Here is a 20,801-nt window from a genome sequence, read left to right as displayed (position 1 = left end):
TGGTGATGCACGAAAGGCCGTTGCGCCAAGGAGATCAACTCCTTGGCGCAACGGCCTTTCGTGCATCACCGCCGAGACGTTCTGGGCCCGGGGGGTTCACAGGCCATGTGATGTATGCCATTGTACATGTCACACTCCCCACCGTGTACACGACCTAGTCGCCCTGACGGCGATGTCGTAACGGTCCTCGCTCCGTCGCGGTCGCGTTCCCCCAACGCGGCCGAACAAGGCCCGGAGGCCCCCACGTGAGAACTGCACGATCCCTGTCGCGACTGCCGCAGTTGGCGAGGTTGCTGACGATCGCCCTGGCGATGTTCCTGGCGCTCGGCCTGTTCACCCCGCGCGGCCAGGCCGCCCCCGCTCCGGTCTCGCCGCAGCCCGGCGGAACCACGTCCGCCACCCCCTCGGGCCCGGCCCCGCAGCCCGGCATCGGCGCCGCCCCGGAGGACGGCGGCAAGAACACGTCGGTGCCCGCCAACGACCGGGCCCCGCTCTCGGCCACCGCGCCCACGGACGACGCCTCGGCGACGCCCAAGTCGGCCAAGTCGGCCAAGTCCCTCGGGCAGCAGTCGGCGGCCGCAATGGCCGCGGCCTGCAACGTCAGCGACTTCACCGGTCGCTCCGGCGGCGCGCTGGTCGACGCGATCAAGGCCGCCGAACTCGGCTGTATCAACAGCCTGTTCGTCCTGACCGGCGGCGACGCCAGTGGCGCCTTCCGCGAGTCCCAGATGGAGACCGTGGCGTACGCCCTGCGGGACGCCGCCGCCAACTACCCGGGCGACAACTCCACTTCCACCGCTCAGCTGGTGCTCTACCTGCGGGCCGGCTACTTCGCGCAGTGGTACCACCCGGCCGACGTCGGCACCTACGGCGCCCCCCTGAAGACCGCGATCCAGAGTGCCCTGGACTCCTTCTTCAACAGCGCCCACTCGCGTGACGTCACCGCCGCCAACGCCGGCACCCTCGGCGAGGCGATCACCCTGATCGACAGCGCGCAGGAGAACGCCCGCTACATCCCGGTCGTCAAGCGCCTGCTGGGCGACTACAACGCCGCCACCTACAACCCGGTCGGGATGGGCGCCGCGCTCAACAGCGTCTTCACCGTGCTCTGGCGCGGCCACCAGCTGCCGGCCTTCGTCCAGGCCGTCGAGGCCGACCCGAGCGTGCTCGACGCGGCGTACACCTTCGCCTCCGGCAACAAGAGCCAGCTCGGCGGCGACTTCGGCTACCTGGTGTACAACGCGACCCGCGAACTCGGCCGCTTCCTCCAGTACGAGCCGCTCCGTGCCAAGGTCCGTCCGATGGAGAAGGGCCTGGCCGACCAGTCCACGCCGTCCGGCCCCACCGCCTACCAGTGGGCGGCCGTCGCGGAGATGGGCGAGGCCTACGACCAGGGCAACTGCTCGTACTACGGCACCTGTGACGCCGCCACCCGCCTCAAGGCGGCCGTCCTGACGGTCAACTACACCTGCAGCCCGAGCATCAAGATCATCGCGCAGGCCCTGGACTCCACCCAGCTGACCACCGCCTGCTCCAGCCTGACCGGCCAGGACGCGTTCTTCCACTCGGTGACCCGCGACGGCGGCCCGGTGGCCAACGACAAGAACACCACCATCGAGGTCGTGGTCTTCCACGGCCGGTTCGACTACGGGGTGTTCGCCGCGAGCATCTACGGCATCAACACCAACAACGGCGGCATGTACCTGGAGGGCAACCCGGCCACGGTCGGCAACCAGCCGCGCTTCCTCGCCTACGAGGCCGAGTGGGTGCGCCCGGACTTCCAGATCTGGAACCTCAACCACGAGTACACGCACTACCTGGACGGCCGGTTCGACATGTTCGGCGACTTCAACGCCGGCATGACCACGCCGACCGTCTGGTGGGTCGAGGGCTTCGCCGAGTACGTCTCCTACTCGTACCGCAAGGAGTCGTACGACGCGGCGATCGCCGCCGCCGGCCTGCACACCTACAGCCTGAGCACCCTGTTCGACACCACCTACGACAACGCCGACCAGACCCGGGTCTACAACTGGGGCTACCTGGCCGTCCGTTACATGCTGGAGAAGCGCCGCTCGGACATGGACGCGGTGCTCGCCAAGTACCGCGCCGGTGACTGGGCCGGTGCCCGCACCTACCTGACGTCCACCATCGGGACCCGCTACAACGCCGACTTCGACGCCTGGCTGACCGCCTGCAACACCGGCGCCTGCGCCACCGACACCACCACCCCGGGCGGCAACAAGGCGCCCACGGCGGCCTTCACCTCGGCCGCCAGCGGGCTGGCCGTCACCTTCACCGACGGCTCGACCGACTCGGACGGCACGATCGCCGCCCGCGCCTGGGACTTCGGCGACGGCACCACCTCCACCGAGGCCAACCCGGCCAAGACGTACGCCGCGGCGGGCAGCTACACCGTCAAGCTCACCGTGACCGACGACAAGGGCGCCACCGCGAGCACCAGCCAGAGCGTCACCGTCGCGGCCGGTGGCGGTGGCGGGTCCGAGTGCGCCGGCGCCGACATCCGCCAGCTCGACCGGAACTGCGTGCGCAGCAACGGGACGGCGACCGCCGGCAACTACGTCCACTACTACCTGTTCGTCCCGGCCGGGACGAAGCAGCTGAAGCTCACCAGCAGCGGCGGCAGCGGCAACGCCGACCTCTACTTCAACTCCGCCGCCTGGGCGTACACCAACGCCTACACGGCCCGGTCGGCCAACGCCGGGAACAGCGAGACCCTCACCATCGACAACCCGCCGGCCGGCTACGTGTACGCCAGCCTCTACGCCCCGGAGGGCTTCAGCGGGGTGACCATGAAGGCCGAGTTCTGACGGCCCTGTTGACCGGAGGCCCCGGCGGAGCGCGTGCGGCGCTCCGCCGGGGCCTCCCGCATGCCGGTGGGCGGCGGGTGCGCCTGCCCGCTCATCCGGCGATCCGGACCAGCGCCACCGTGATGTTGTCCGGCCCGCCCGCCTCGATCGCCGCCTGCCACAGCTCGAACACCGTCCGTCCGTCGGCGCGTTCCGTGTCCTCGTAGGAGCGCGCCAGCAGCGTGGACAACTCCTCCTCCGGTACCGGGTCGGTCAGGCCGTCGCTGCACACCAGGTAGCGGTCGCCGACCGCCAGCGGCGCGCTGCGCACGTGCGGTTCGACGAAGGTCAGGCCGAGCGAGCCGCCGAGGGACTGGGTGATCAGCGAGGTGGTCCGGCGCCCGGGGGCGGGCGGCGGGCTGTCGTCCACGCTGACCCGGCGCAGCCCGTCCCGCTCCACCCGGTAGACCCGGCTGTCGCCGACGTTGAAGGTGACGGCCTGCCCGGGGAGCAGCAGCACGCCCGCGACCGTGGTGCCCATCGCGGCGAGTTCCGGATCGTCGGCCGCGGCGGCGTACACCGCCCGGTTGCAGGACTGCAGGGCCGCCCGGACGGTCTCCTCGCCGTCCAGGCCGGGCCCGAGGGCGGCCAGCCGGCGGGCGACCAGCGCGCTCGCGATCTCGCCCCCCGGGTGCCCGCCGAGCCCGTCCGCCACCGCGACCACGCACGGCAGGGCGGTCGGGAACAGCAGCGTCTGCGGATTGCCGGTCACGGTCGCGCAGAGTGTCCACGGTCCGACCGTCAGGCTGTCCTCGTTGTGCTCGCGCACCAGGCCCTCGTGACTCAGCGCACTTACCGCGATATAGGCGGCCATCGGCTCGCCGTCCTTCCGGGACTCCGGGTCGGCCGTCCTTGCTCCTCCCATTGTCGCGCCCGCCGTGCGGCCGTGGACGGCACCCGGGGCGCGCTGGGGAATACCGGGGGAGCGGCCGGTGCTAAGGTGGTTGAAACTTTGACGATCGGACCCGGGCCCCGGGATCCACCAGGAGTGTGGTGAGCAGCATGCAGTTCGGAATCTTCACCGTCGGCGACGTCACCCCCGACCCGACCACCGGCCGCACCCCGACCGAGCATGAGCGGATCAAGGCGATGGTGGCCATCGCCCGCAAGGCCGAGGAGGTCGGCCTGGACGTCTTCGCGACCGGCGAGCACCACAACCCGCCGTTCGTCCCGTCCTCGCCGACGACCATGCTCGGCTACATAGCCGCGCAGACCGAGCGCCTCATCCTCTCCACCTCGACCACGCTGATCACCACCAATGACCCGGTGAAGATCGCCGAGGACTTCGCGATGCTGCAGCACCTCGCGGACGGCCGGGTCGACCTGATGATGGGCCGCGGCAACACCGGACCGGTGTACCCGTGGTTCGGCAAGGACATCCGCCAGGGCATCCCGCTCGCGATCGAGAACTACGCGCTGCTGCACCAGCTCTGGCGCGAGGACGTGGTGGACTGGTCGGGCCGCTTCCGCACCCCGCTGCAGTCCTTCACCGCCACCCCGCGCCCGCTGGACGGCGTCGCGCCGTTCGTCTGGCACGGCTCGATCCGCAGCCCGGAGATCGCCGAGCAGGCCGCCTACTACGGTGACGGCTTCTTCGCGAACAACATCTTCTGGCCCAAGGAGCACTTCCAGAAGCTGGTCGACCTCTACCGCGAGCGCTACGCCCACTACGGGCACGGCACGGCGGAGCAGGCCTACGTCGGCCTCGGCGGGCAGCTGTTCATGAGGAAGAACTCGCAGGACGCGGTGCGCGAGTTCCGCCCGTACTTCGACAACGCGCCGGTGTACGGGCACGGGCCCTCGCTGGAGGAGTTCACCGAGCAGACCCCGCTCACCGTGGGCAGTCCGCAGGAGGTCATCGAGAAGACGCTGACCTTCCGCGAGTCGTTCGGCGACTACCAGCGCCAGCTCTTCCTGATGGACCACGCCGGTCTGCCGCTGAAGACGGTGCTGGAGCAGCTGGACCTGCTCGGCGAGGAGGTCGTGCCGGTGCTGCGCGAGGAGTTCGCCAAGGGCCGCCCGGCCGGCGTCCCGGACGGGCCGACGCACGCGTCCCGGGTCGCGGCCGAACTCGCCGCGCGGCAGCAGGAGGAGACGACGGAGGTGGCCAAGTGAGCGCGTACCGACTGGTGGTGGTCACCGCCGGGCTGAGCAAGCCGTCCTCGACGCGCCTGCTGGCCGACCGGCTGGCCGAGTCGGCGGTCCGCCGGCTCGGTGCGTCCGGTGCGGCGGTGGACGTCACGGTGATCGAACTGCGGGACCTCGCCACCGAGATCGCGCACAACCTCGTGACCGGGTTCCCGGGTGCGGAGCTGCGCGCGGCGGTCGAGGCGGTGACGCACGCGGACGGCCTGATCGCCGTGACGCCGATCTTCACCGCGTCCTACAGCGGTCTGTTCAAGTCCTTCTTCGACGTGATCGACCACGACGCGCTCGCCGGGAAGCCGGTGCTGATCGCCGCCACCGGCGGCACCCCCCGGCACTCGCTCGCCCTGGAGCACGCCGTCCGGCCGCTGTTCGGCTACCTGCGGTCGGTGGTCGTCCCCACGGCGGTGTACGCGGCGACGGACGACTGGGGCGCGACGGGGGACCGGCACACCGACGGCCTGCCGGGCCGGATCGACCGGGCGGCCGGTGAGCTGGCCGCCCTGGTGGCCGGGCGCGGCCCGGCGGAGACGGCGTCGGCGGAGCCGGTGGCCGTGGTGCCGTTCGCCGAGCAGCTGGCGGCCCTGCGGGCCTGACGGCGCGGGCGGGCGCGGCACAGGGGGTGAGGGGCGGGCCGGGCGGCCCGCCCCTCACCCGTGCGCCCGCGGGCGGCGCGCGGGCCGGGTCCCGCGGGCGTCAGGCCTCGCGGGCGTCGTACGCGGCCCGGGCCGTCGCGATCTCCCGCTGGTGCGCCTCCGTCCAGTGGACCAGCGACTGGATGGTGGCGTGCAGGGTGCGCCCGAGCGGCGTCAGCGCGTAGTCCACCCGGGGCGGGACGACGGGGTGGACCGTCCGGGAGACCAGGCCGTCCCGCTCCAGCTGGCGCAGCGTCACGGTCAGCATCCGCTGGCTGATGCCGTCGATCTCGCGCCGCAGCTCGGTGAAGCGCAGTGACCGGCGGTCCAGCAGCGCGATGACCAGCAGGGACCACTTGTCGGCGACCCGGTCGAGGATCTGCCGGACTTCGCAGTCCTCCCGAACGTCCCACTGCAGGACGTCGTAGCCGTCCTCGGTACCCGTGCAGTGCGTCGGTAACTTCAAAGTGCCTTCTTCCATGCCTCCTGATGCTGCCGCAGGATGACGAGTGGTTACAAGAGGGAACCGACCGGCCGAACCGGAACCGTGTCGCGGCTGTCCCTCGCCTCCCCGTCCTTCGCCAGGAGACCTCACATGTCCGTGTCATCAGCCGTGCCCGGAACCGCCGTCCCCGGGGCGCCGCCGCGCCTCGGCGGGCGGGACGCCGCCGTGCTCCTCGTCCTCTGCGGCGCGATCTTCCTGGAGGGCATCGACGTCGCCATGCTGAACGTGGCGCTGCCGTCGATCCGCGCCGACCTGGGCATGTCCACCGGCTCGCTCAGCTGGGTGCTGAGCGCCTACGTCCTCGGATACGGCGGGTTCATGCTGCTCGGCGGCCGCACGGCCGACCTGCTGGGCCGGCGCCGGATGTTCCTGCTCTGGCTCACCGTCTTCGTCCTCTTCTCCGGTCTCGGCGGGCTGGCCACCGAGGGGTGGGTGCTGGTCCTGGCCCGGTTCGTGACCGGGCTCTCGGCGGCCTTCATGACCCCGGCCGGGCTGGCGGTCATCACCACCACGTTCGCCGAGGGTCCCCGGCGCAACCGCGCCCTGCTGGTGTACGCGGGCACGGCGGCGGCCGGCTTCTCGCTCGGCCTGGTGGCCGGCGGGCTGCTGACGGCGGTCGGCTGGCGTTGGGTGTTCTTCGCCCCGGTGGTGCTGGCGGGCGCCCTGCTGCTGGCGGCCCTGCCGCTGATCCCGCGCGACGAACCGCCCGTGCGGCGCTCCGGCGAGCGGTTCGACCTGGCCGGGGCGGTCGCCGTGACCGGTGCCATGCTGCTGCTGGTCTACACCGTGGTCCGGCTCGGTGAGCCGGGCGCGTCGGCGGGCCTGACGGCGGCCACCCTGGCCGGCGGGCTCGCCCTGCTGGCGGCCTTCGCGGTGATCGAGCGGCGCTCGGCCTCGCCGCTGGTCCGGCTCGGCCTGCTGCGTTCCGGCGCGCTGGTGCGGGCCAACCTCGGCGCGATGCTCTTCGCCGGCTCCTTCTTCGGCTTCCAGTTCGTCGTCACCCTCTATCTGCAGGACCTGCGCGGCTGGTCCCCGGTGCAGACCGGTCTGGCGCTGCTCGCGGTCGGGGTGGACGCGGTGCTGGCGCCCACCCTCACGCCCAAGCTGGTCGAGCGGTTCGGCAACGCCCGGGTGATCCTCGGCGGCTTCTGCCTGGCGGCGCTGTCGTACGGGCTGTTCCTGCCGGTGGGGCTGGACTGGACCTACCCGATGATGTTCCCGACCATGATCCTGACCGGTCTGGCCTTCGCCCTCGCCTACGGGCCGCTGACCATCGCCGCCACCGAGGGGATCGCCGAGCACGAGCAGGGCCTGGCCGGCGGGCTGCTCAACACCGCGTTCCAGTTCGGTGCGGCGCTCGGGCTCTCGGCGGTGACGGCGGTGAACCTGGCCGCGACCGAGGCCGGCGGTGGTGCGCGGGCGGGGCTGGACGGTTTCCGGGCGGCGCTGGTGGTGCCGGTGGCGGCGGTCCTGCTGGGTGCGCTGGTGACCGCGGTGGGTCCGGGGCGACGGCGCGCGGCGGCCGGCCGCGAGGTGTCGGGCTGACCGGTTGACGTCGCGCCACCCGTTCGGCCCTCGACGGCTCCCCGTCGGTCGAGGGCCGAACGGGTGCGTGTTGGCCGTGCCTAAATGTCCGCTATGCGGTGTAATCGTACACATGATCAGATTGCCGGCGGCCCGTCACGCCCCGAGCGCCGCCCTCGCGCCACGGGCGGACGGAGCGTCCCGGGTGAACGCGACGCGGGAGCACCCCGTCCTCGCGCTCCCCGGCGTCCCGCCCGGCCGCACGATCACCTGCACCGACGACGCTCTCCCGCCCCAGCACGCCGGCCGGGTGCCGGCCGGCCTGCCGGGCGATTGAGTCGACGGACCGGCGGACTGCGCGGCGCGCAGCCAGGAGGGAACGGGTGCCCAGACCACCACCGCCGCGATCGGCGCGATCAACGAGTCGGCCCGCAGTCAGATCCCGACCCTCGGTTACACGATCCCGTACGCCGCCGGAAACGTCCTGCTGACCATCCGGGGCGCCGTGATCGTCGCCCTGCTCGGCTGAACCGCCCTCGATTCCCAGGAGAGTTGAAGCGACATGAGCAAGCCCACCACCGGTCGCGAGGAGATCCGCCGACTGGCCCGGCTCAGCCCCTTCGTGGAGGGCTTCCGCACCCTCGCCGCCGAGCTGCCCCGCAACACCCTGCTGGTCCACTCCTACTCCAAGCACTACGGCGCCACCGGCCACCGCCTCGGCGTGATCGGCCTGGACCGCGACAACGTGATCGACGAGCTGATCGCCGCCCTGCCGGAGGCCGAGCGGGAACGCCTCGCCCGCCGGTACGGCACCCTCAGCCTGGAACCCGGGAAGATCCGCTTCATCGACCGCCTGGTCGCCGACTCCCGGCAGGTCGCCCTCAACCACCCCGCCGGCCTGAGCCTGCCGCAACAGGCGCAGATGACGCTGTTCTCGCTGTTCGCCCTCCTGCCCGAGGGCAAGGCCCACAAGGCGAAGGTGCGGGCCGCCGTCCGGCAGCGGCTGGACCTGCTGCTGGAGGGTTCGGGCATGAGGATCGCGGACGATCCGCAACGAACCGGCTACTCCATCGAGCTGGACCTGCTGGCCGAGGCCGAGCGCATCGCGGGGAAGGACTTCGCGGCCTTCCTGGAGAAGAACTACGAGCCGACCGAACCGCTGTTCCGCCTCGCCGAGCAGACCGGCGTCGTGCTGCTCAACGGAGGCGGCTTCGACGGCCCGCAGTGGTCGGTACGGGTCTCGCCGGCCAACCTGGACGACCTCGACCACCTGAAGATCGGCCACCACCTGAAGCAGGTCTTCGCCGACTACCGGGGCGAGTGGGAAAGCACGCGGGAGGCCTGAGGTGGACTCCGTCACGCCCCCCGAGACCCGGAGCACCCCCGCCGGGGAACCGCAGGCCGTCCTCGGCCCGCTGACCGACGCCGCGATCTTCCTGGTGCTCACCGTCGACCCCGGCGGCGAACCGGCCGTCCGCGACCTGCTGCCCGACCTCGCCGGCCTGCGGCGCTCGGTCGGCTTCCGCGCCCCCGACGCCGGGCTGACCTGCGTCACCGGCATCGGCTCCGACCTCTGGGACCGGCTCTTCGCCGGCCCCCGGCCCGCCGGGCTGCACCCCTTCCAGGAGGTGGCGGGCCCCCGCCACCGGGCCCCGGCCACCCCCGGTGACCTGCTGCTCCACCTGCGGGCCGCCCGGCTGGACCTCTGCTTCGAGCTGGCCGGCCAGCTCACCCGGCGGCTCGCCGGCGCCGCCGCCGTCGTCGACTCCGTCCACGGCTTCCGCTACTTCGACGACCGCGACCTGCTCGGCTTCGTCGACGGCACCGAGAACCCGGAGGGCCGGGCGGCCGCGGCCGCCGTGGCGATCGGCTGGGAGGACGCGCCGTTCGCCGGCGGCAGCTACGTCGTCGTCCAGAAGTACCTGCACGACCTCGGCGCCTGGAACGCCCTCCCGGTCGAACAGCAGGAGCGGGCCGTCGGCCGGACCAAGCTCACCGACATCGAACTGGACGACGCGACCAAGCCCGCCGACTCGCACGTCGCCCTCACCACCGTCACCGGCCCGGACGGTGAGGAGCGGCAGATCATGCGCTTCAACATGGCGTTCGGATCCTTCGACGGGGACGGCGAGTTCGGGACGTACTTCATCGGCTACTCGCGCACCCCCGAGGTGACGGAGGAGATGCTGCGCAACATGTTCGTCGGCCGTCCGCCGGGCGGCCACGACCGGCTGCTCGACTTCTCCACCGCGGTGACCGGGTCGCTCTTCTTCGTCCCGACCGCCGCGTTCCTCGACGATCCGCCGGCCGCGCCCGGAGCCGGCCCCGACAGCGCCACCGCCGCTACCGCCATCACCGCCATCACCGCCGCCGCCGACGGCTCGCTCGGCATCGGCAGCCTGAAAGGGACCCCTTCGTCATGAGCAATCTGCACCGCGACCTGGCCCCCATCTCCACCGCGGCCTGGGAGGAGATCGAGGAGGAGGCCCGGCAGACCTTCACCCTGCACATCGCGGGCCGCCGGGTGGTGGACCTGAGCGGCCCCGAGGGCACCACCCTCGCCGCCGTCGGCACCGGCCACCTGACCGGCATCACCCCGCCCGCCGACGGTGTGCTCGCGCACGCCCGTGACTCCCAGCCCGTCGTCGAACTCCGGGTGCCCTTCACCGTCAGCCGCGCCGCCGTCGACGACGTCGAGCGCGGCTCCCGCGACTCCGACTGGCAGCCGGTCAAGGAGGCGGCCCGCACCATCGCCCTCGCCGAGGACCGCGCGGTCTTCGAGGGGTACCGGGCCGCCGCCATCGAGGGGATCCGCGCCGGTGCGAGCAACCCCGCGATCCACCTCCCGGCGGACGTCCGCGAGTACCCGAACGCGGTCAGCAGGGCGCTCACCGCGCTGCGCCTCGCCGGTGTCGGCGGGCCCTACGCCCTCCTGCTCGGCGCCGACGCCTTCACCGCCGTCAGTGAGACCAGCGACCACGGCTACCCCGTGGCGGCGCACATCGCCCGCCTGCTCGACGGCGAGATCATCTGGGCCCCCGCCATCGAGGGCGCCTTCCTGCTGTCGGCGCGCGGAGGCGACTTCGAACTCGTCCTCGGCCAGGACATCTCGGTCGGCTACCTCTCCCACGACGCCGATTCGGTCGACCTCTACCTGCAGGAGTCACTGACCTTCCGCCTGTACACCGCCGAGGCCGCCGTCGCCCTGGTCGGGTGACGCCGGGCGTCCGCGCACCGAGCCGGGGCGGCCGCCCCGGCTCCGGGCCGCCCCGGTCCGGTGGGCACCGGCTCCGGTGGGCACCGCCACCGCTACCGCCGCTGCTCCCGGAGCCGGGCGGCCGACCGGTGGAGGCCCACGGCGGCGACCACCGGAAGCACCAGGGCCGCCAGGAGCGGGATCAGCACCGTGCGCGCGCTCAGGCCGCCGGACGCCACCGACACCACGCCGGCGAGCAGCGGGACGGTGAGGACCGGCGAGAGCATCAGCACGGTCGCCCGCAGCTTCTCCGGCCGTGACCACTGGCGGGACTTCCACAGCCGGACGAGGGCGGCGACCGCGGCGACCGGGGAGAGGACCAGGCCGAGCACCGGCACGAGCCCGACCGGCAGCGGCACGGCGACGAGGGCGACGGTGAGCACGGTGCGTCCGGCGCTCTCCGCCACCGGCTGGTCGCCGGGCTCCTCGGCCAGCGCGGCCGCCGTGATCTCCGCCGGGGTCCCCAACTGGTCCAGGACGCGGCGCACACCGGCGTCGTCCAGGGTGCCGGCCTCCGCCAGCGCCACCGCGATGTGCTCGCGCAGATCCGCCAGCAGCTCACGGCGGTGCGCCTCCGGAAGGGCGGCGGTCCGCTGCTCGACCGAGGAGAGGAAGACCCGCACGAGGGGGTGGGCGAGAGTGTCGTTCACGTCGTCTCTCCAGGGGTGAGGAAGTGGTCGACGGCGGCACGGAAGGAGGGCCAGTTCGCGGTGAACTCCTCCAGGGCGCTCCGGCCGGCGTCGGTGAGCGTGTAGTACCTCCGCGGCGGTCCGCTCTCGGACTCCCGCAGGTGGGTGTCGGCGAGCCCGGTCCGCCGCAGACGTGACAGCAGGGGGTAGATCGTGCCCTGGCTGGTGGCCATCACCTCGACCCGGGCGAGCTCCGCCAGCAGCTCCACGCCGTAGCGGGGACCGTCCCGCAGCAGCGCCAGGACGCAGTACTCCAGGACCCCCTTGCGGAGTTGGCTCGCCACGCGGCCGTCCGCGTCGGGGATGCTTGCATTGCCATCTACCATGCAAAGCAAGGTAGCACGACGGGCACGGATGTCCAGGTGGGTCCCGGTGGGTTCCCGGGCGGCGGGCGGCGGACGGCGGGCGGCCGGCGGCCCGGGGCGGCGGGGTGGGTGAAGCGGGTCGGTGCCGGTGCGGCGGCTCGGCGCGGGGTGTTCACGCGCCCGGAGCGGCCGGGCCCGGCTGTCGGCCCGGAGCGGTCACGGGCCGGTCGTCGCGGGGTGTCGCCCCGGAACTCTGTGGGCGGGGCCCGGCCGGTCCCGGCCGGGCCCCGAACTGCGTCCTACGCGAGCGTCAGGCACCAGATCGCGATCTCCCAGACGAACGAGGACTCGCCGGATCGGTTGGTCGCGAACGGGCGGGTGCTGGGAGCTGCCGGACGGGTGCGGAAGCTGGTGTTCTCGGACACGACGTACCGTTCTTTCGTGCTCGTTGGCATGTGAGGAATCCCTCTGCGCACTAGTACTAGCAGTCGAATGCCGTGACCGCCAACTTTGCTTGTGGCGAGGTCCTGGTGGTGCTAGTACGCCAACGGAGGTCCGCTTCTGCGGCTCGAATGACCGGTCCTGGACAAGACTGCTTCGCTTACCTGTTCGGTAGCTTATCCGGCAATGCTGTCGCCACCTGTTTGAATTCGCAGCCGTGCCAGCGCCCCGCGCGCCAGGGCCGCCTCGTCGGTGGCCTCGGCCTGTTCGGCCAGCGCGATCGCCTCGGTCAGGTGTGCGACGGCGTTCTCGGTCGAACCGAGCGCGTTCTCGCAGTGGCCGAGGCCGCGCAGGGCGGCGGCGGCCTCCCGGGTGGTGCCGACGGATCGGGCCAGTTCAAGCGCTATGGCGTGCTGGTCGCGGGCGTCGGCGTGGCGGCCGGCGGCGAAGAGGGCGACACCCAGCCCGTTGAGGGCGACGGCCTCGTGCCGGATGCTGCCCGCCGATCGGAATGTGGTCAGTGCCGAACGGTAAAGGGTCAAAGCCCGGTCGAGCTCTTCCGGAACAGGGAGCGATGTCGCCAGATTGACCCGGACCACGGCGAGGTCGAATTGCGACATGAAGCCGTCGCCGCTGTCCAGTACCTGTTCGAATGAAATGCGTGCCGATTCATACTCCTGGAGTCCGAGGTGAAGGTCTCCGAGATTGTTGAGGATGCGCATTTCGAGAGTTCTGTTGCGGAGCCTCCGAGCGAGCGGGAGGGCGCTTCGGTAGGCGCTGAAGGCCTTCTCCTGGTTCCCCAGGGAATTCTGGATGATGCCGATGTTCGCGAGGTGCCGTGCGGTGTTCCAGAGGTCCCCGGAGTCTCTTCGGATCTGCAGTGCCTCCTTCTGGAGGGCCAGTGCCTCGCGCAGCGAGCTCCGGTGCCACAGCAGCCCGCTCAGGATGCTCAGTGCCTCCGCCGCGGCGTCCGGGTCCTCCTCGGCGCGGGCCAGGGCGAGTCCGCGCTCCAGGGCCCCGACGGCGGCGGGGTAGCGCGAGGCGTTGGCGAGCGTCGCACCCAGGTTGATCAGTGCCCTTGTCTCGCAGCGGTCGTTCGCTGTCGAGCGCCAGTGCGTGACGGCCGCCTGGTGCATGTCGTGGGCCTCGCTCCAGTAGGCCTCGGCGTCCAGATGGCCGGCGAGGACGTGGGAGAGCCACGCGGCCGCCTCGGGGAGACCGGCCTGCCGCGCGTGAGTCACCAGCGCGACCAGTCCCGCGTGTTCGTCCTCCAGCCAATTCCTGGCATTCTCCGCCGAGTTCAGCGCGAGATCGTCCGGCAGTCCGGCCGGGTACGCGATGTGATCCAGTAACGGCAGGGGCAGCCGTGACCTGCGGGGGTAGAGCAGCTGGTCCGCCCGGTCGGTCGCGCTCAGGGCGAATCCGAGCAGGCGCCTGATCGCCGGCACCTCTTCCCCGGCACTCTCCTGGCGCGCCAGTATGACGGCGAACTCCCTTAGGAGGTCGTGGAGTTCGTATCGCTCGGGAACATTCTCGCGCAGCAGATGGCAGTCGAGAAGGCCCTCGAGAATGTGGTCGGTTTCGTCGACCGTCCGCCCGATCAGCGCCGCCGCCGTGTGCAGTCCGATATCCGGTCCCGGATACAGGCCGAGGAGCCGGAATGCGGACTGCTGCTCGGCCGGCAACGACTGGTACGAAACCTCGAACGCGCGGGCGATGCTGTCCGAGCCGCTGCGGATCTCGGAGAGGCGGCCGGTCTTGCGGGAGAGCCGCTGGGCGAGATGGTCCAGAGTCCAGGACGGGCGTGCCTTGAACCGGCTGGCGGCGAGCTCCACGGCGAGGGGCAGTAAGCCGCAGCGGTCCACGATCTCGACGATGCGACCGCGGTTGTCGGCCCGTTCGGGGCCCACCACCTCGGTGAAGAGTGCCACCGCGTCGTCGACCGGCAGGATGTCGAGGAAGATCGGCCGGGCGCCGGGCAGGTGGCCCAGCCGGTGCCGGCTGGTGACGATCACCAGGGAGGAGGGGGCCGCGGGCAGGAGCGCTCGGATCTGGGCGGCGCTGGACGCGTCGTCGAGGACGACGACCGCGCGCCGGGTGGAGAGTGCCTCGCTGCAGAGGGCGGCGAGCTCCTCCGAGTCCAGCGGGATGGATATCGCCGGTATGCCGAGCCGTCGGAGCAGTGTGGCGGCCAGGGCGTCTGCCGTCAGGGGGTGCTGGGTGCCCGCATGGGCACGGAGGTTCAGGTGGACGTAGCCGTCGGGGAACCGCTCCCGCATGAGATGCGCCGCGTGCAGCGCGAGGGTGGTCTTGCCGATGCCCGCCATCCCCAGGATCGCGGAGACCGTCATGACACCGCCGTTCGCCAGCTCGGCGTCCGGTCCGCTGAGGAGCCGCCGCAGCTCGTCCTCGCGGCCGATCATGCGCTGTCGGGCGTGGGGGCCGGACGGTGCGGCCGGCCGGCGGTCGGCCCCCGCCCGGCCCGCCCCGGGGCGGGCCGGGGGCTCCGCCGAGGGTGTGCCGTTCAGGATCCGCTCGTGCACGCGCGCCAGGGCCGGGCCCGGGGCGGTGCCGAGTTCGGCCCGCAGGAGGCGGACGACGGCCGGGTACACGGCGAGGGCCTCGGCCTGCCGTCCGGCGCCGTGGAGGGCGGCCATCAGATGGGCGGCGAGGCGTTCGTCGGTGGGGCGCTCCTCGCGCAGGGCGGTGAGTTCGGGGATGAGGTCGGTGAAGCGGCCGAGCCGGAGTTCGATCTCGACGCGCAGCAGGGTGGTGGCGAGGCGCTGGTCGGCCATGGTGGTACGGGTGCTGTGCGCCCAGCCGCCGGGGACGCCGGCGAGGGGCTCGCCGCGCCACAGCTCCTCGGCGCGGCTGAGGACGGTGCGGGCCTGGTGGTCCTCGCCGTTGTCGGCGAGCAGCCGGGCCTGACGGGAAAGGTCGAGGTAGCGGTGCCAGTCAATCTGCTGCGGGTCCGTCCGCAGAGTGTACGTATGCGATTGGCTGTCGACCGAGGGGATCTCGTGGGGGCCGCGCAGCCCTTCGGCCTCGACGGCCATCCGCAGCGTGCTCCGAATGTGTGAAATATGGCTGTAGATGCTGGCCACGGCGCTGGGCGGCGGTTCCTCGTCCCAGAGCCGGTAGGCCAGTGACTGATGGGAGAGCGGACGGCCGACGTCCAGTGCCAGAGCCGCGAGGAGCCGTCGCCGCTTGTCCGAGCGGATCGGCAACAGCCTTCCGTTTACCGACAGTTCAACTGAACCCAGGAGATGGAACTCCACGGTGACGCCCCCCGCCGGTTGGCTACCAGCTTGCTGTGTCGCAGGTGAGCATCGCACGATTTCGGGGGCCGCTGCCATACCACCCGCCTTCTTCTGCAAGTGGTCGTTCCGACATATTCTCGATATGACTGTCAATCATGTGGTACTGGCCGCACGGCAATTGATCACATCGATCGATCACGCCCCGTGCGGCCCGGCCACTCGGACGCGTCGGCCTGCGGGTAGGGGGAGCCAGTGGAGCCACGGACGGGACGGGCCGGCAGCGGGGCGCCGCCGGGTCAGCTGAACTCGGTGGCCGGTGGGCGGGTGGACGGTTCGGTGGTGCAGGCGGGGGCGATTCACGGCGGTGTGCACCTGCACGCACCCGCCGCCGCGGCCGTCGCACTCCCGGTGCCGCGCCAACTGCCGCCGGTACCACGCCGCCTGGTCGGTCGCGAGGACGAGCTCGCCGCGCTGGACCGGTCGTTGGACGACGCTCCGGAGGCGGCGGACGTCACCCTGGTGGTGACCGGCCCGGCCGGGGTGGGGAAGACGGCGTTGGCCGCCCAGTGGCTGCGCGGCCTGGCGGGGCAGTTCCCGGACGGCCAGCTGTACGCCGACCTCCGCGGGCACGCCCCCGGCGGACCGGCCGATCCGGCCGAGGCGCTGGGGGCCTTCCTCCGGGCCTTCGGGATCGCACCGGTACCGGGCGATCTGGCGGAGGGGGCGGCGCTCTGGCGGTCGCTGGCGGCGGAGCGCCGGATCGCGGTGCTGCTCGACAACGCCTCGACGTCCGCGCAGGTCCGGCCGCTGCTGCCGGGGTCGGAGCACGCCCTGGTGGTGGTGACCAGCCGGCGCCGGCTGACCGGGCTGGGGATAGACGGCGCGGTCTTCCGGCCGTTGGGGCTGCTGCCGGACGAGGCCTCCGCGCGGCTGCTCTCCCAGCGGGTGGGCGAGGAGCGGGTGGCCCGCGAACGGGCCGCCGCCGCCGAGGTGGTGGAGCGCTGCGCGGGCCTGCCGCTGGCGGTCTGCCTGGCCGCGGCCCGGATCGCGGCGCGTCCGGTCCAGGCGCTCGCCGTCACCGCCGAGGCGCTCGGGCACGAGGCCGACCGGCTGGCGGCCCTGGATGTGGAGGGGGAGACCGTGCGCAACGTCCTGGACGCGTCCTTCGAGGTGCTGGAGGCGGACGCGGCCCGGCTCTACCGGCTGCTCGGCCTCCTGCCGTTCCCGGTCTTCACCCCGGACGTCGTCCGGGTGGCGGGGGGCGTGTCCGCGGCCGAGGCGGACCGGCTGCTGGACGGGCTGATCGACGTCCACCTGCTGGAGGAGGTGAGCGGCGGTTTCCGGTTCCACGACCTGGTGAAGCTGCATGCGCGGGCCTGTGCGGAAACGGTCCGCCTGGCGCCGGAGGGCCTGGCCGCCGCGGGCCGGGTGCTCGACTGGTACCTCGCCTCCACCACCGCCGCCGAGGCGCTGGTGACCCCGACCCACCGCACGCTGCGGCGCGACTACGGGAGCGGACCGGTGTCCGGGGCCCGGGAGTTCGGCGACGAGGCCGAGGCGCTCGGCTGGCTGGACGGTGAGACGGCCCGGCTGGCCGCCGCGCTGCGCTGGGCTGCGGAGACCGACCGGCCGGCGCTGGTCTGGCAACTGGCCGACGCCATGTGGCCGTTGTTCCTGCGGCTGCGCCCGGCCCGGCTCTGGGTCGAGGCGCACCGGCTCGGCCTGGCGGCCGCCCGGACGGCCGGCCACCGCGACGGGGAGCTGCGGATGCTGACCTCCGGCGGCAACGGTCTGCGCAACGCGGGCGAGGACACGGAGGCGGCCGAGTGGTTCGCCGAGGCACTGGCGTCGGCCCGGGCGGCGGCGGACCGGCTCGGGCAGGCGGACGCGCTCTACGGGCTGAGCCAGACCCACCGGACGGCGGGCCGGCTGGCCGAGGCCGCCGACTGCCTGCACGAGGCGGTCGGACTGCGGGAGGCGGAGGGCTATCCGCGCGGCGCCGCGCTCGCCCGGCTGGCGCTCGGCGACGTGCTGCTCGCGTCCGGTCGCGCGGCGAGGGCCGTCGAGGTCATCACCGCGGCGCACCGGGAGCTGACCGAGGTCCGGGCCCCCTACGAGGCGGCCCGCGCGCTCGCCTTCCTCGGGCAGGCGCACACCGCGCTCGGCGCGTACGGCAGCGCCGAGCACTGTTACACGCGGGCGCTCGCGGAGTTCCGCTCCGGCCGGGCCCGGCGCTGGGAGGCGCGGGTGCTGGAACTCATGGGTGAGCTGGCCCGGGTGGCCGGCCGGGCCGACGAGGCGGCGGAGCGGCTCCGGGCCTCGCTGGCCCTCTACCAGGAGCTCGGCGCACCCGACGCGGCCCGGGTGGCGGGCCGCGTCGGGGCGCTGGAGGGCGGCTCCGGCCTCACCCCCCGGCCGGGCGGTGTGCCGGCACCGGACGCCGCGGCGGGGCGGCGCGGTCCGGCGGGAGCTCCGGCGGACGGTCCGGAGAACGGCGCGGCACGTGGTCCGGCGAGTGGCCCGGCAGGCGCCGCGGACGGCTGAGGACGCTGTCGAGCACCTCGTAGGAGTAGTACGCCGAGGCGGCCACCGTGGTGATCTCGGCCAGCGCGCGCCCCGCCGCCAGCCAGGCGTGCGCGAGCGAGCCGACGGCCAGCCGCTGCCAGGAGGAGCGCGGGCTGCCGGTGCCCTCCCGCAGCCGCAGGGCGAGCCGGCCCCCGGTCCGGGCCAGCACCAGCACCGCGCCGGCGCCGCACTCGGCGGTGGCGACCGCGCAGCCCGGATGGGCCCGCAGCACCTCGCCGAGCCGGTCGAGCGGGTCGTGCGGGTCGTGCGGGGCGAGGGCGCCGAGGTGGAGGACGTCGGCGTGGTGGCGCCACCGGGCGGCGTCCGGACCGGTCAGGTCGAGCGCCAGGTGCTCGTCGACGAACACCGGGCGCGCCCGCCCGTCGCCCGCGCCCGGTGGCAGGCAGCTGGCCAGCAGGCCGTGGCAGACGCCCGCGGGGGAGTGGATCCGGGCTTCGTACAGGGTGGCGGGCAGCCCGGCCGACGGCGCGGGGCCGTCGGCCGGGGCGAGTCGCACCGTGTGCAGCGCGGTCACGGTCACGCCCGCGCGGAGGAGAGCGGGAGCGGCGTCGGCGGGCCGTCCAGCGGGGCGGGCCGGGGGAGCGCGGGTGGCTCCGGCGCGTGCGCGGGCTGGCCCAGGCCGAGGGTCCGGTAGAGCAGCCGCCGCATGTTGTGGTCGAACCGGCCCGGCTCGGAGGTGATCCGGTCGGCGATGGCGCGGTACTCCTCGGGCCGGTACTGCTCGGCGGCGTAGGCGAGTTGGCCGGTCAGCGGGTGGCCGGGGGCGAGTGCGGGCGCGGTGCGGGCGAGCAGCGCGCCCGGCGAGCGCGGGTTGACGTCGCGGTGCGGGTACTCGGCGAGCAGGATCGGCGCGCCGGTCATCGAGCCGTAGAGGGTGACCGAGCCGTGGTCGCCGATGATGAAGTCGGCGGCGACCAGCAGCGGCCGCCAGTCCGCCTCCGGCGGGATCACCGTCACCGCCCCCCGCGCGGTGGCCGTGGCCCAGGAGCGGACCTGCCAGTGCCCGTGCGCGGCGACCACGTTCGGGTGGACCAGCAGCGCCGTCCGGTAGCCGTGCCGGGGCAGTTCCGCCGCGAGCCGGGGCAGGACGGCGTCCAGCCGGGTGAACAGCGACCCCGACCCCCAGGTGGAGCAGACCAGGACCAGCCGTTCGCCGGGCCGCAGTCCGAGCGCGGCGCGGTAGTGGTCGCGGGCCGGCAGGGCGGCGGCGATCCGGTCGTAGCAGGCGTCACCGACCACCTCGGCGATCGGCAGCGCCTCCGGGCAGCCGCGGCCCAGCTCGGCCAGGTCGTCCCGGTGCGCCAGCGCGTACGCCTCCGGTACCAGCCGGCCGTTCCAGGTCACGTACTCCGCCCCGAGCCCGCTGACGGAGCGTTCGCCGTCGGCGCCGGCCGTCCGGGAGAGCTTCATGTGCCCCGCGCCGTGCGGCAGCCGGACCAGCGGGCCGCGCACCTGGTCCAGGCCCTGCGAACCCGCGGCCAGCACCAGGTCGAACTCGCGCCGCACGGCCTCGGCCCACGGCACCACGGCGGCGCCGAGCAGCCGGAGGTGTGCCTGGGCGCCCCCGTTGAACGCGTGCGGCGCCACGGTGAACTGCACGTTCACCCGGAGGTCGGAGCCGAGCAGGGTGTAGATGTCGTGGAGGCGCTGGCCGTACACCGCGGTGTGCACGACCACCAGCACCTCCTTGCAGTCCGGCAGCGTCGCCCACGGCCGTCGGCCGTCGGGTGTGGTCTCCTGTTTCCCGTGCACCAAGGTCATGTCGGTCCCCCTCCTTGATCCCGGTTCCGGGTCCCCGGATCGGTGACCCGCCGGGGGTCTGCCCGCGCGGTCTGGTGGATTCCATGACGGGTCCTGGACGATGCTTGCGGAAACCTTGCCGGGCGACCCGGGCGCTTGCCCGGAGCCGGGTCCGGAGCCGGCCCGGGACCGGTCGGCGGCGACCGAAGGGTACTGAGTTCCTTTACGCGGGGTACTGAGTGCCGTATTCTCTGGAGCGAGCCTCTGACGCCAGTCGAAGAGAGCCGACACGGCATGCCGGTCCAGGTGGCGCCGCTCCGCGCGGGGCGTGGCCGGGCCGGACTTGGCACTCAGTACCCTGGGCATGACCTGAGGCCATGGACCAGCGCACCCGTATCAGGAGAACCGCTCATGAGCTTGAGGATCGTTGTCTGTGTGAAGTACGTGCCGGACGCGACGGGTGACCGTCGGTTCGCGGACGACCACACCACCGACCGGGAGGGTGTGGACGGCCTTCTGTCGGAGCTGGACGAGTACGGCGTGGAGCAGGCGCTGCGGATCTCCGAGGCGCACGGCGATGCCGAGGTGACGGTGCTGACGGTGGGGCCGGACGATGCCAAGGACGCGCTGCGCAAGGCGCTGTCGATGGGTGCGGACAAGGCCGTGCACGTGAACGACGAGGACATCCGGGGGACGGATGTGATCGGGACGTCGGCGGTGGTGGCGAAGGCGCTGGAGAAGACCGGGTTCGATCTGGTGATCGGTGGGATGGCGTCGACGGACGGCACGATGGGTGTGCTGCCGGCGCTGTTGGCGGAGCGGCTGGGTGTGCCGCAGCTGACGCTGCT

16 protein-coding genes and 2 pseudogenes are annotated in these 20,801 nt (G+C 73.0%); 11 read left to right on the top strand and 7 right to left on the bottom strand.

Annotation, left to right across the window (positions count from 1 at the left end):
* The first annotated feature begins 311 nt into the window (after nt 1–311).
* Nucleotides 312–2,828, top strand: coding sequence for a collagenase (locus ACIQTO_RS04665; RefSeq protein ID WP_402384213.1), 2,517 nt, complete (start codon nt 312–314; stop codon nt 2,826–2,828).
* A 91-nt stretch (nt 2,829–2,919) separates the two neighbouring features.
* Here the strand turns inward: ACIQTO_RS04665 and ACIQTO_RS04660 are convergent, their stop codons facing one another.
* The gene (locus tag ACIQTO_RS04660) at nt 2,920–3,681 is read right to left on the bottom strand and encodes a PP2C family protein-serine/threonine phosphatase (RefSeq protein WP_402382823.1); all 762 of its coding nucleotides are present in this window, start codon (nt 3,679–3,681) and stop codon (nt 2,920–2,922) included.
* A 188-nt stretch (nt 3,682–3,869) separates the two neighbouring features.
* On the opposite strand from ACIQTO_RS04660, the gene ACIQTO_RS04655 reads away from it, so the two are divergent.
* A complete protein-coding gene (locus ACIQTO_RS04655; protein WP_402382821.1) occupies nt 3,870–4,982 on the top strand; it encodes an LLM class flavin-dependent oxidoreductase in 1,113 nt (370 codons plus the stop codon).
* Nucleotides 4,979–5,608, top strand: coding sequence for an FMN reductase (locus ACIQTO_RS04650; RefSeq protein ID WP_402382818.1), 630 nt, complete (start codon nt 4,979–4,981; stop codon nt 5,606–5,608). The genes ACIQTO_RS04655 and ACIQTO_RS04650 overlap by 4 nt, the downstream gene beginning before the upstream one ends.
* 100 nt (nt 5,609–5,708) lie before the next feature.
* On the opposite strand, the gene ACIQTO_RS04645 is transcribed toward ACIQTO_RS04650, so the two are convergent.
* Entirely contained in the window at nt 5,709–6,128 is a 420-nt protein-coding gene (locus ACIQTO_RS04645) for a winged helix-turn-helix transcriptional regulator (protein ID WP_402382816.1), read from the bottom strand.
* Between the two features lie 114 nt (nt 6,129–6,242).
* Here ACIQTO_RS04645 and ACIQTO_RS04640 point away from each other — a divergent pair, with 114 nt between their 5' ends.
* The 6 genes and pseudogenes from ACIQTO_RS04640 (at nt 6,243) to ACIQTO_RS04615 (ending at nt 10,893) form a co-directional block, all read left to right on the top strand.
* Nucleotides 6,243–7,697, top strand: a complete 1,455-nt coding sequence (locus ACIQTO_RS04640) for an MFS transporter (RefSeq protein ID WP_402382814.1) — start codon at nt 6,243–6,245, stop codon at nt 7,695–7,697.
* Nucleotides 7,698–7,809: 112 nt separating this feature from the next.
* Nucleotides 7,810–8,013, top strand: coding sequence for a hypothetical protein (locus ACIQTO_RS04635; RefSeq protein WP_402382812.1), 204 nt, complete (start codon nt 7,810–7,812; stop codon nt 8,011–8,013).
* A 45-nt stretch (nt 8,014–8,058) separates the two neighbouring features.
* Nucleotides 8,059–8,205, top strand: a pseudogene (locus tag ACIQTO_RS04630) (hypothetical protein); the annotation flags it as partial.
* Nucleotides 8,206–8,295: 90 nt separating this feature from the next.
* Nucleotides 8,296–9,021, top strand: a pseudogene (locus ACIQTO_RS04625) (aspartate 4-decarboxylase); the annotation flags it as partial.
* Between the two features lies 1 nt (nt 9,022).
* Complete coding sequence (locus ACIQTO_RS04620) at nt 9,023–10,099, top strand: Dyp-type peroxidase (protein WP_402382809.1); 1,077 nt, start codon at nt 9,023–9,025, stop codon at nt 10,097–10,099.
* Nucleotides 10,096–10,893: a family 1 encapsulin nanocompartment shell protein gene (locus ACIQTO_RS04615; protein ID WP_402382807.1), complete on the top strand. Its 798-nt coding sequence runs from the start codon at nt 10,096–10,098 to the stop codon at nt 10,891–10,893. The genes ACIQTO_RS04620 and ACIQTO_RS04615 overlap by 4 nt, the downstream gene beginning before the upstream one ends.
* A 92-nt stretch (nt 10,894–10,985) precedes the next feature.
* Here ACIQTO_RS04615 and ACIQTO_RS04610 read toward each other — a convergent pair whose 3' ends face one another.
* The 4 genes from ACIQTO_RS04610 to ACIQTO_RS04595 form a co-directional block, all read right to left on the bottom strand.
* Nucleotides 10,986–11,582 (bottom strand): HAAS signaling domain-containing protein, encoded by a 597-nt coding sequence (locus ACIQTO_RS04610; protein WP_402382804.1) that lies wholly within the window; start codon nt 11,580–11,582, stop codon nt 10,986–10,988.
* On the bottom strand, nt 11,579–11,947 hold the full coding sequence (locus ACIQTO_RS04605; RefSeq protein WP_402382802.1) for a PadR family transcriptional regulator: 369 nt from the start codon (nt 11,945–11,947) through the stop codon (nt 11,579–11,581). Before ACIQTO_RS04605 ends, ACIQTO_RS04610 begins: the two co-directional genes overlap by 4 nt.
* Nucleotides 11,948–12,225: 278 nt before the next feature.
* Nucleotides 12,226–12,351, bottom strand: a complete 126-nt coding sequence (locus ACIQTO_RS04600; protein WP_402382800.1) for a hypothetical protein — start codon at nt 12,349–12,351, stop codon at nt 12,226–12,228.
* A gap of 192 nt (nt 12,352–12,543) precedes the next feature.
* Nucleotides 12,544–15,723 (bottom strand): AfsR/SARP family transcriptional regulator, encoded by a 3,180-nt coding sequence (locus ACIQTO_RS04595; RefSeq protein WP_402382798.1) that lies wholly within the window; start codon nt 15,721–15,723, stop codon nt 12,544–12,546.
* A 156-nt stretch (nt 15,724–15,879) separates the two neighbouring features.
* Between ACIQTO_RS04595 and ACIQTO_RS04590 the strand changes: the two genes are divergently transcribed.
* On the top strand, nt 15,880–18,171 hold the full coding sequence (locus tag ACIQTO_RS04590) for an ATP-binding protein (protein WP_402382795.1): 2,292 nt from the start codon (nt 15,880–15,882) through the stop codon (nt 18,169–18,171).
* 558 nt (nt 18,172–18,729) lie between these two features.
* Here ACIQTO_RS04590 and ACIQTO_RS04585 read toward each other — a convergent pair.
* Nucleotides 18,730–19,974: a hypothetical protein gene (locus ACIQTO_RS04585; protein ID WP_402382792.1), complete on the bottom strand. Its 1,245-nt coding sequence runs from the start codon at nt 19,972–19,974 to the stop codon at nt 18,730–18,732.
* A gap of 390 nt (nt 19,975–20,364) precedes the next feature.
* Here ACIQTO_RS04585 and ACIQTO_RS04580 point away from each other — a divergent pair.
* Nucleotides 20,365–20,801 (top strand): electron transfer flavoprotein subunit beta/FixA family protein (locus tag ACIQTO_RS04580; protein WP_402382789.1); only part of this gene is annotated, 437 nt, incomplete at its 3' end.

It is taken from the genome of Kitasatospora sp. NPDC091207, assembly GCF_044768625.1.
Taxonomy (GTDB): domain Bacteria; phylum Actinomycetota; class Actinomycetes; order Streptomycetales; family Streptomycetaceae; genus Kitasatospora.
This window is presented reverse-complemented; position numbering and strand designations above follow the sequence as displayed.

Excerpts from the sequence above, each read along its gene's own strand:
- ACIQTO_RS04665 (WP_402384213.1), top strand. The coding sequence starts at position 312 with ATGTTCCTGGCGCTCGGCCTGTTCACCCCGCGCGGCCAGGCCGCCCCC.
- ACIQTO_RS04635 (WP_402382812.1), top strand. The coding sequence starts at position 7,810 with ATGATCAGATTGCCGGCGGCCCGTCACGCCCCGAGCGCCGCCCTCGCG.
- ACIQTO_RS04640 (WP_402382814.1), top strand. The coding sequence starts at position 6,243 with ATGTCCGTGTCATCAGCCGTGCCCGGAACCGCCGTCCCCGGGGCGCCG.
- ACIQTO_RS04655 (WP_402382821.1), top strand. The coding sequence starts at position 3,870 with ATGCAGTTCGGAATCTTCACCGTCGGCGACGTCACCCCCGACCCGACC.
- ACIQTO_RS04615 (WP_402382807.1), top strand. The coding sequence starts at position 10,096 with ATGAGCAATCTGCACCGCGACCTGGCCCCCATCTCCACCGCGGCCTGG.
- ACIQTO_RS04645 (WP_402382816.1), bottom strand. The coding sequence starts at position 6,128 with ATGGAAGAAGGCACTTTGAAGTTACCGACGCACTGCACGGGTACCGAG.
- ACIQTO_RS04605 (WP_402382802.1), bottom strand. The coding sequence starts at position 11,947 with ATGGTAGATGGCAATGCAAGCATCCCCGACGCGGACGGCCGCGTGGCG.
- ACIQTO_RS04585 (WP_402382792.1), bottom strand. The coding sequence starts at position 19,974 with ATGACCTTGGTGCACGGGAAACAGGAGACCACACCCGACGGCCGACGG.
- ACIQTO_RS04595 (WP_402382798.1), bottom strand. The coding sequence starts at position 15,723 with ATGGCAGCGGCCCCCGAAATCGTGCGATGCTCACCTGCGACACAGCAA.
- ACIQTO_RS04660 (WP_402382823.1), bottom strand. The coding sequence starts at position 3,681 with ATGGCCGCCTATATCGCGGTAAGTGCGCTGAGTCACGAGGGCCTGGTG.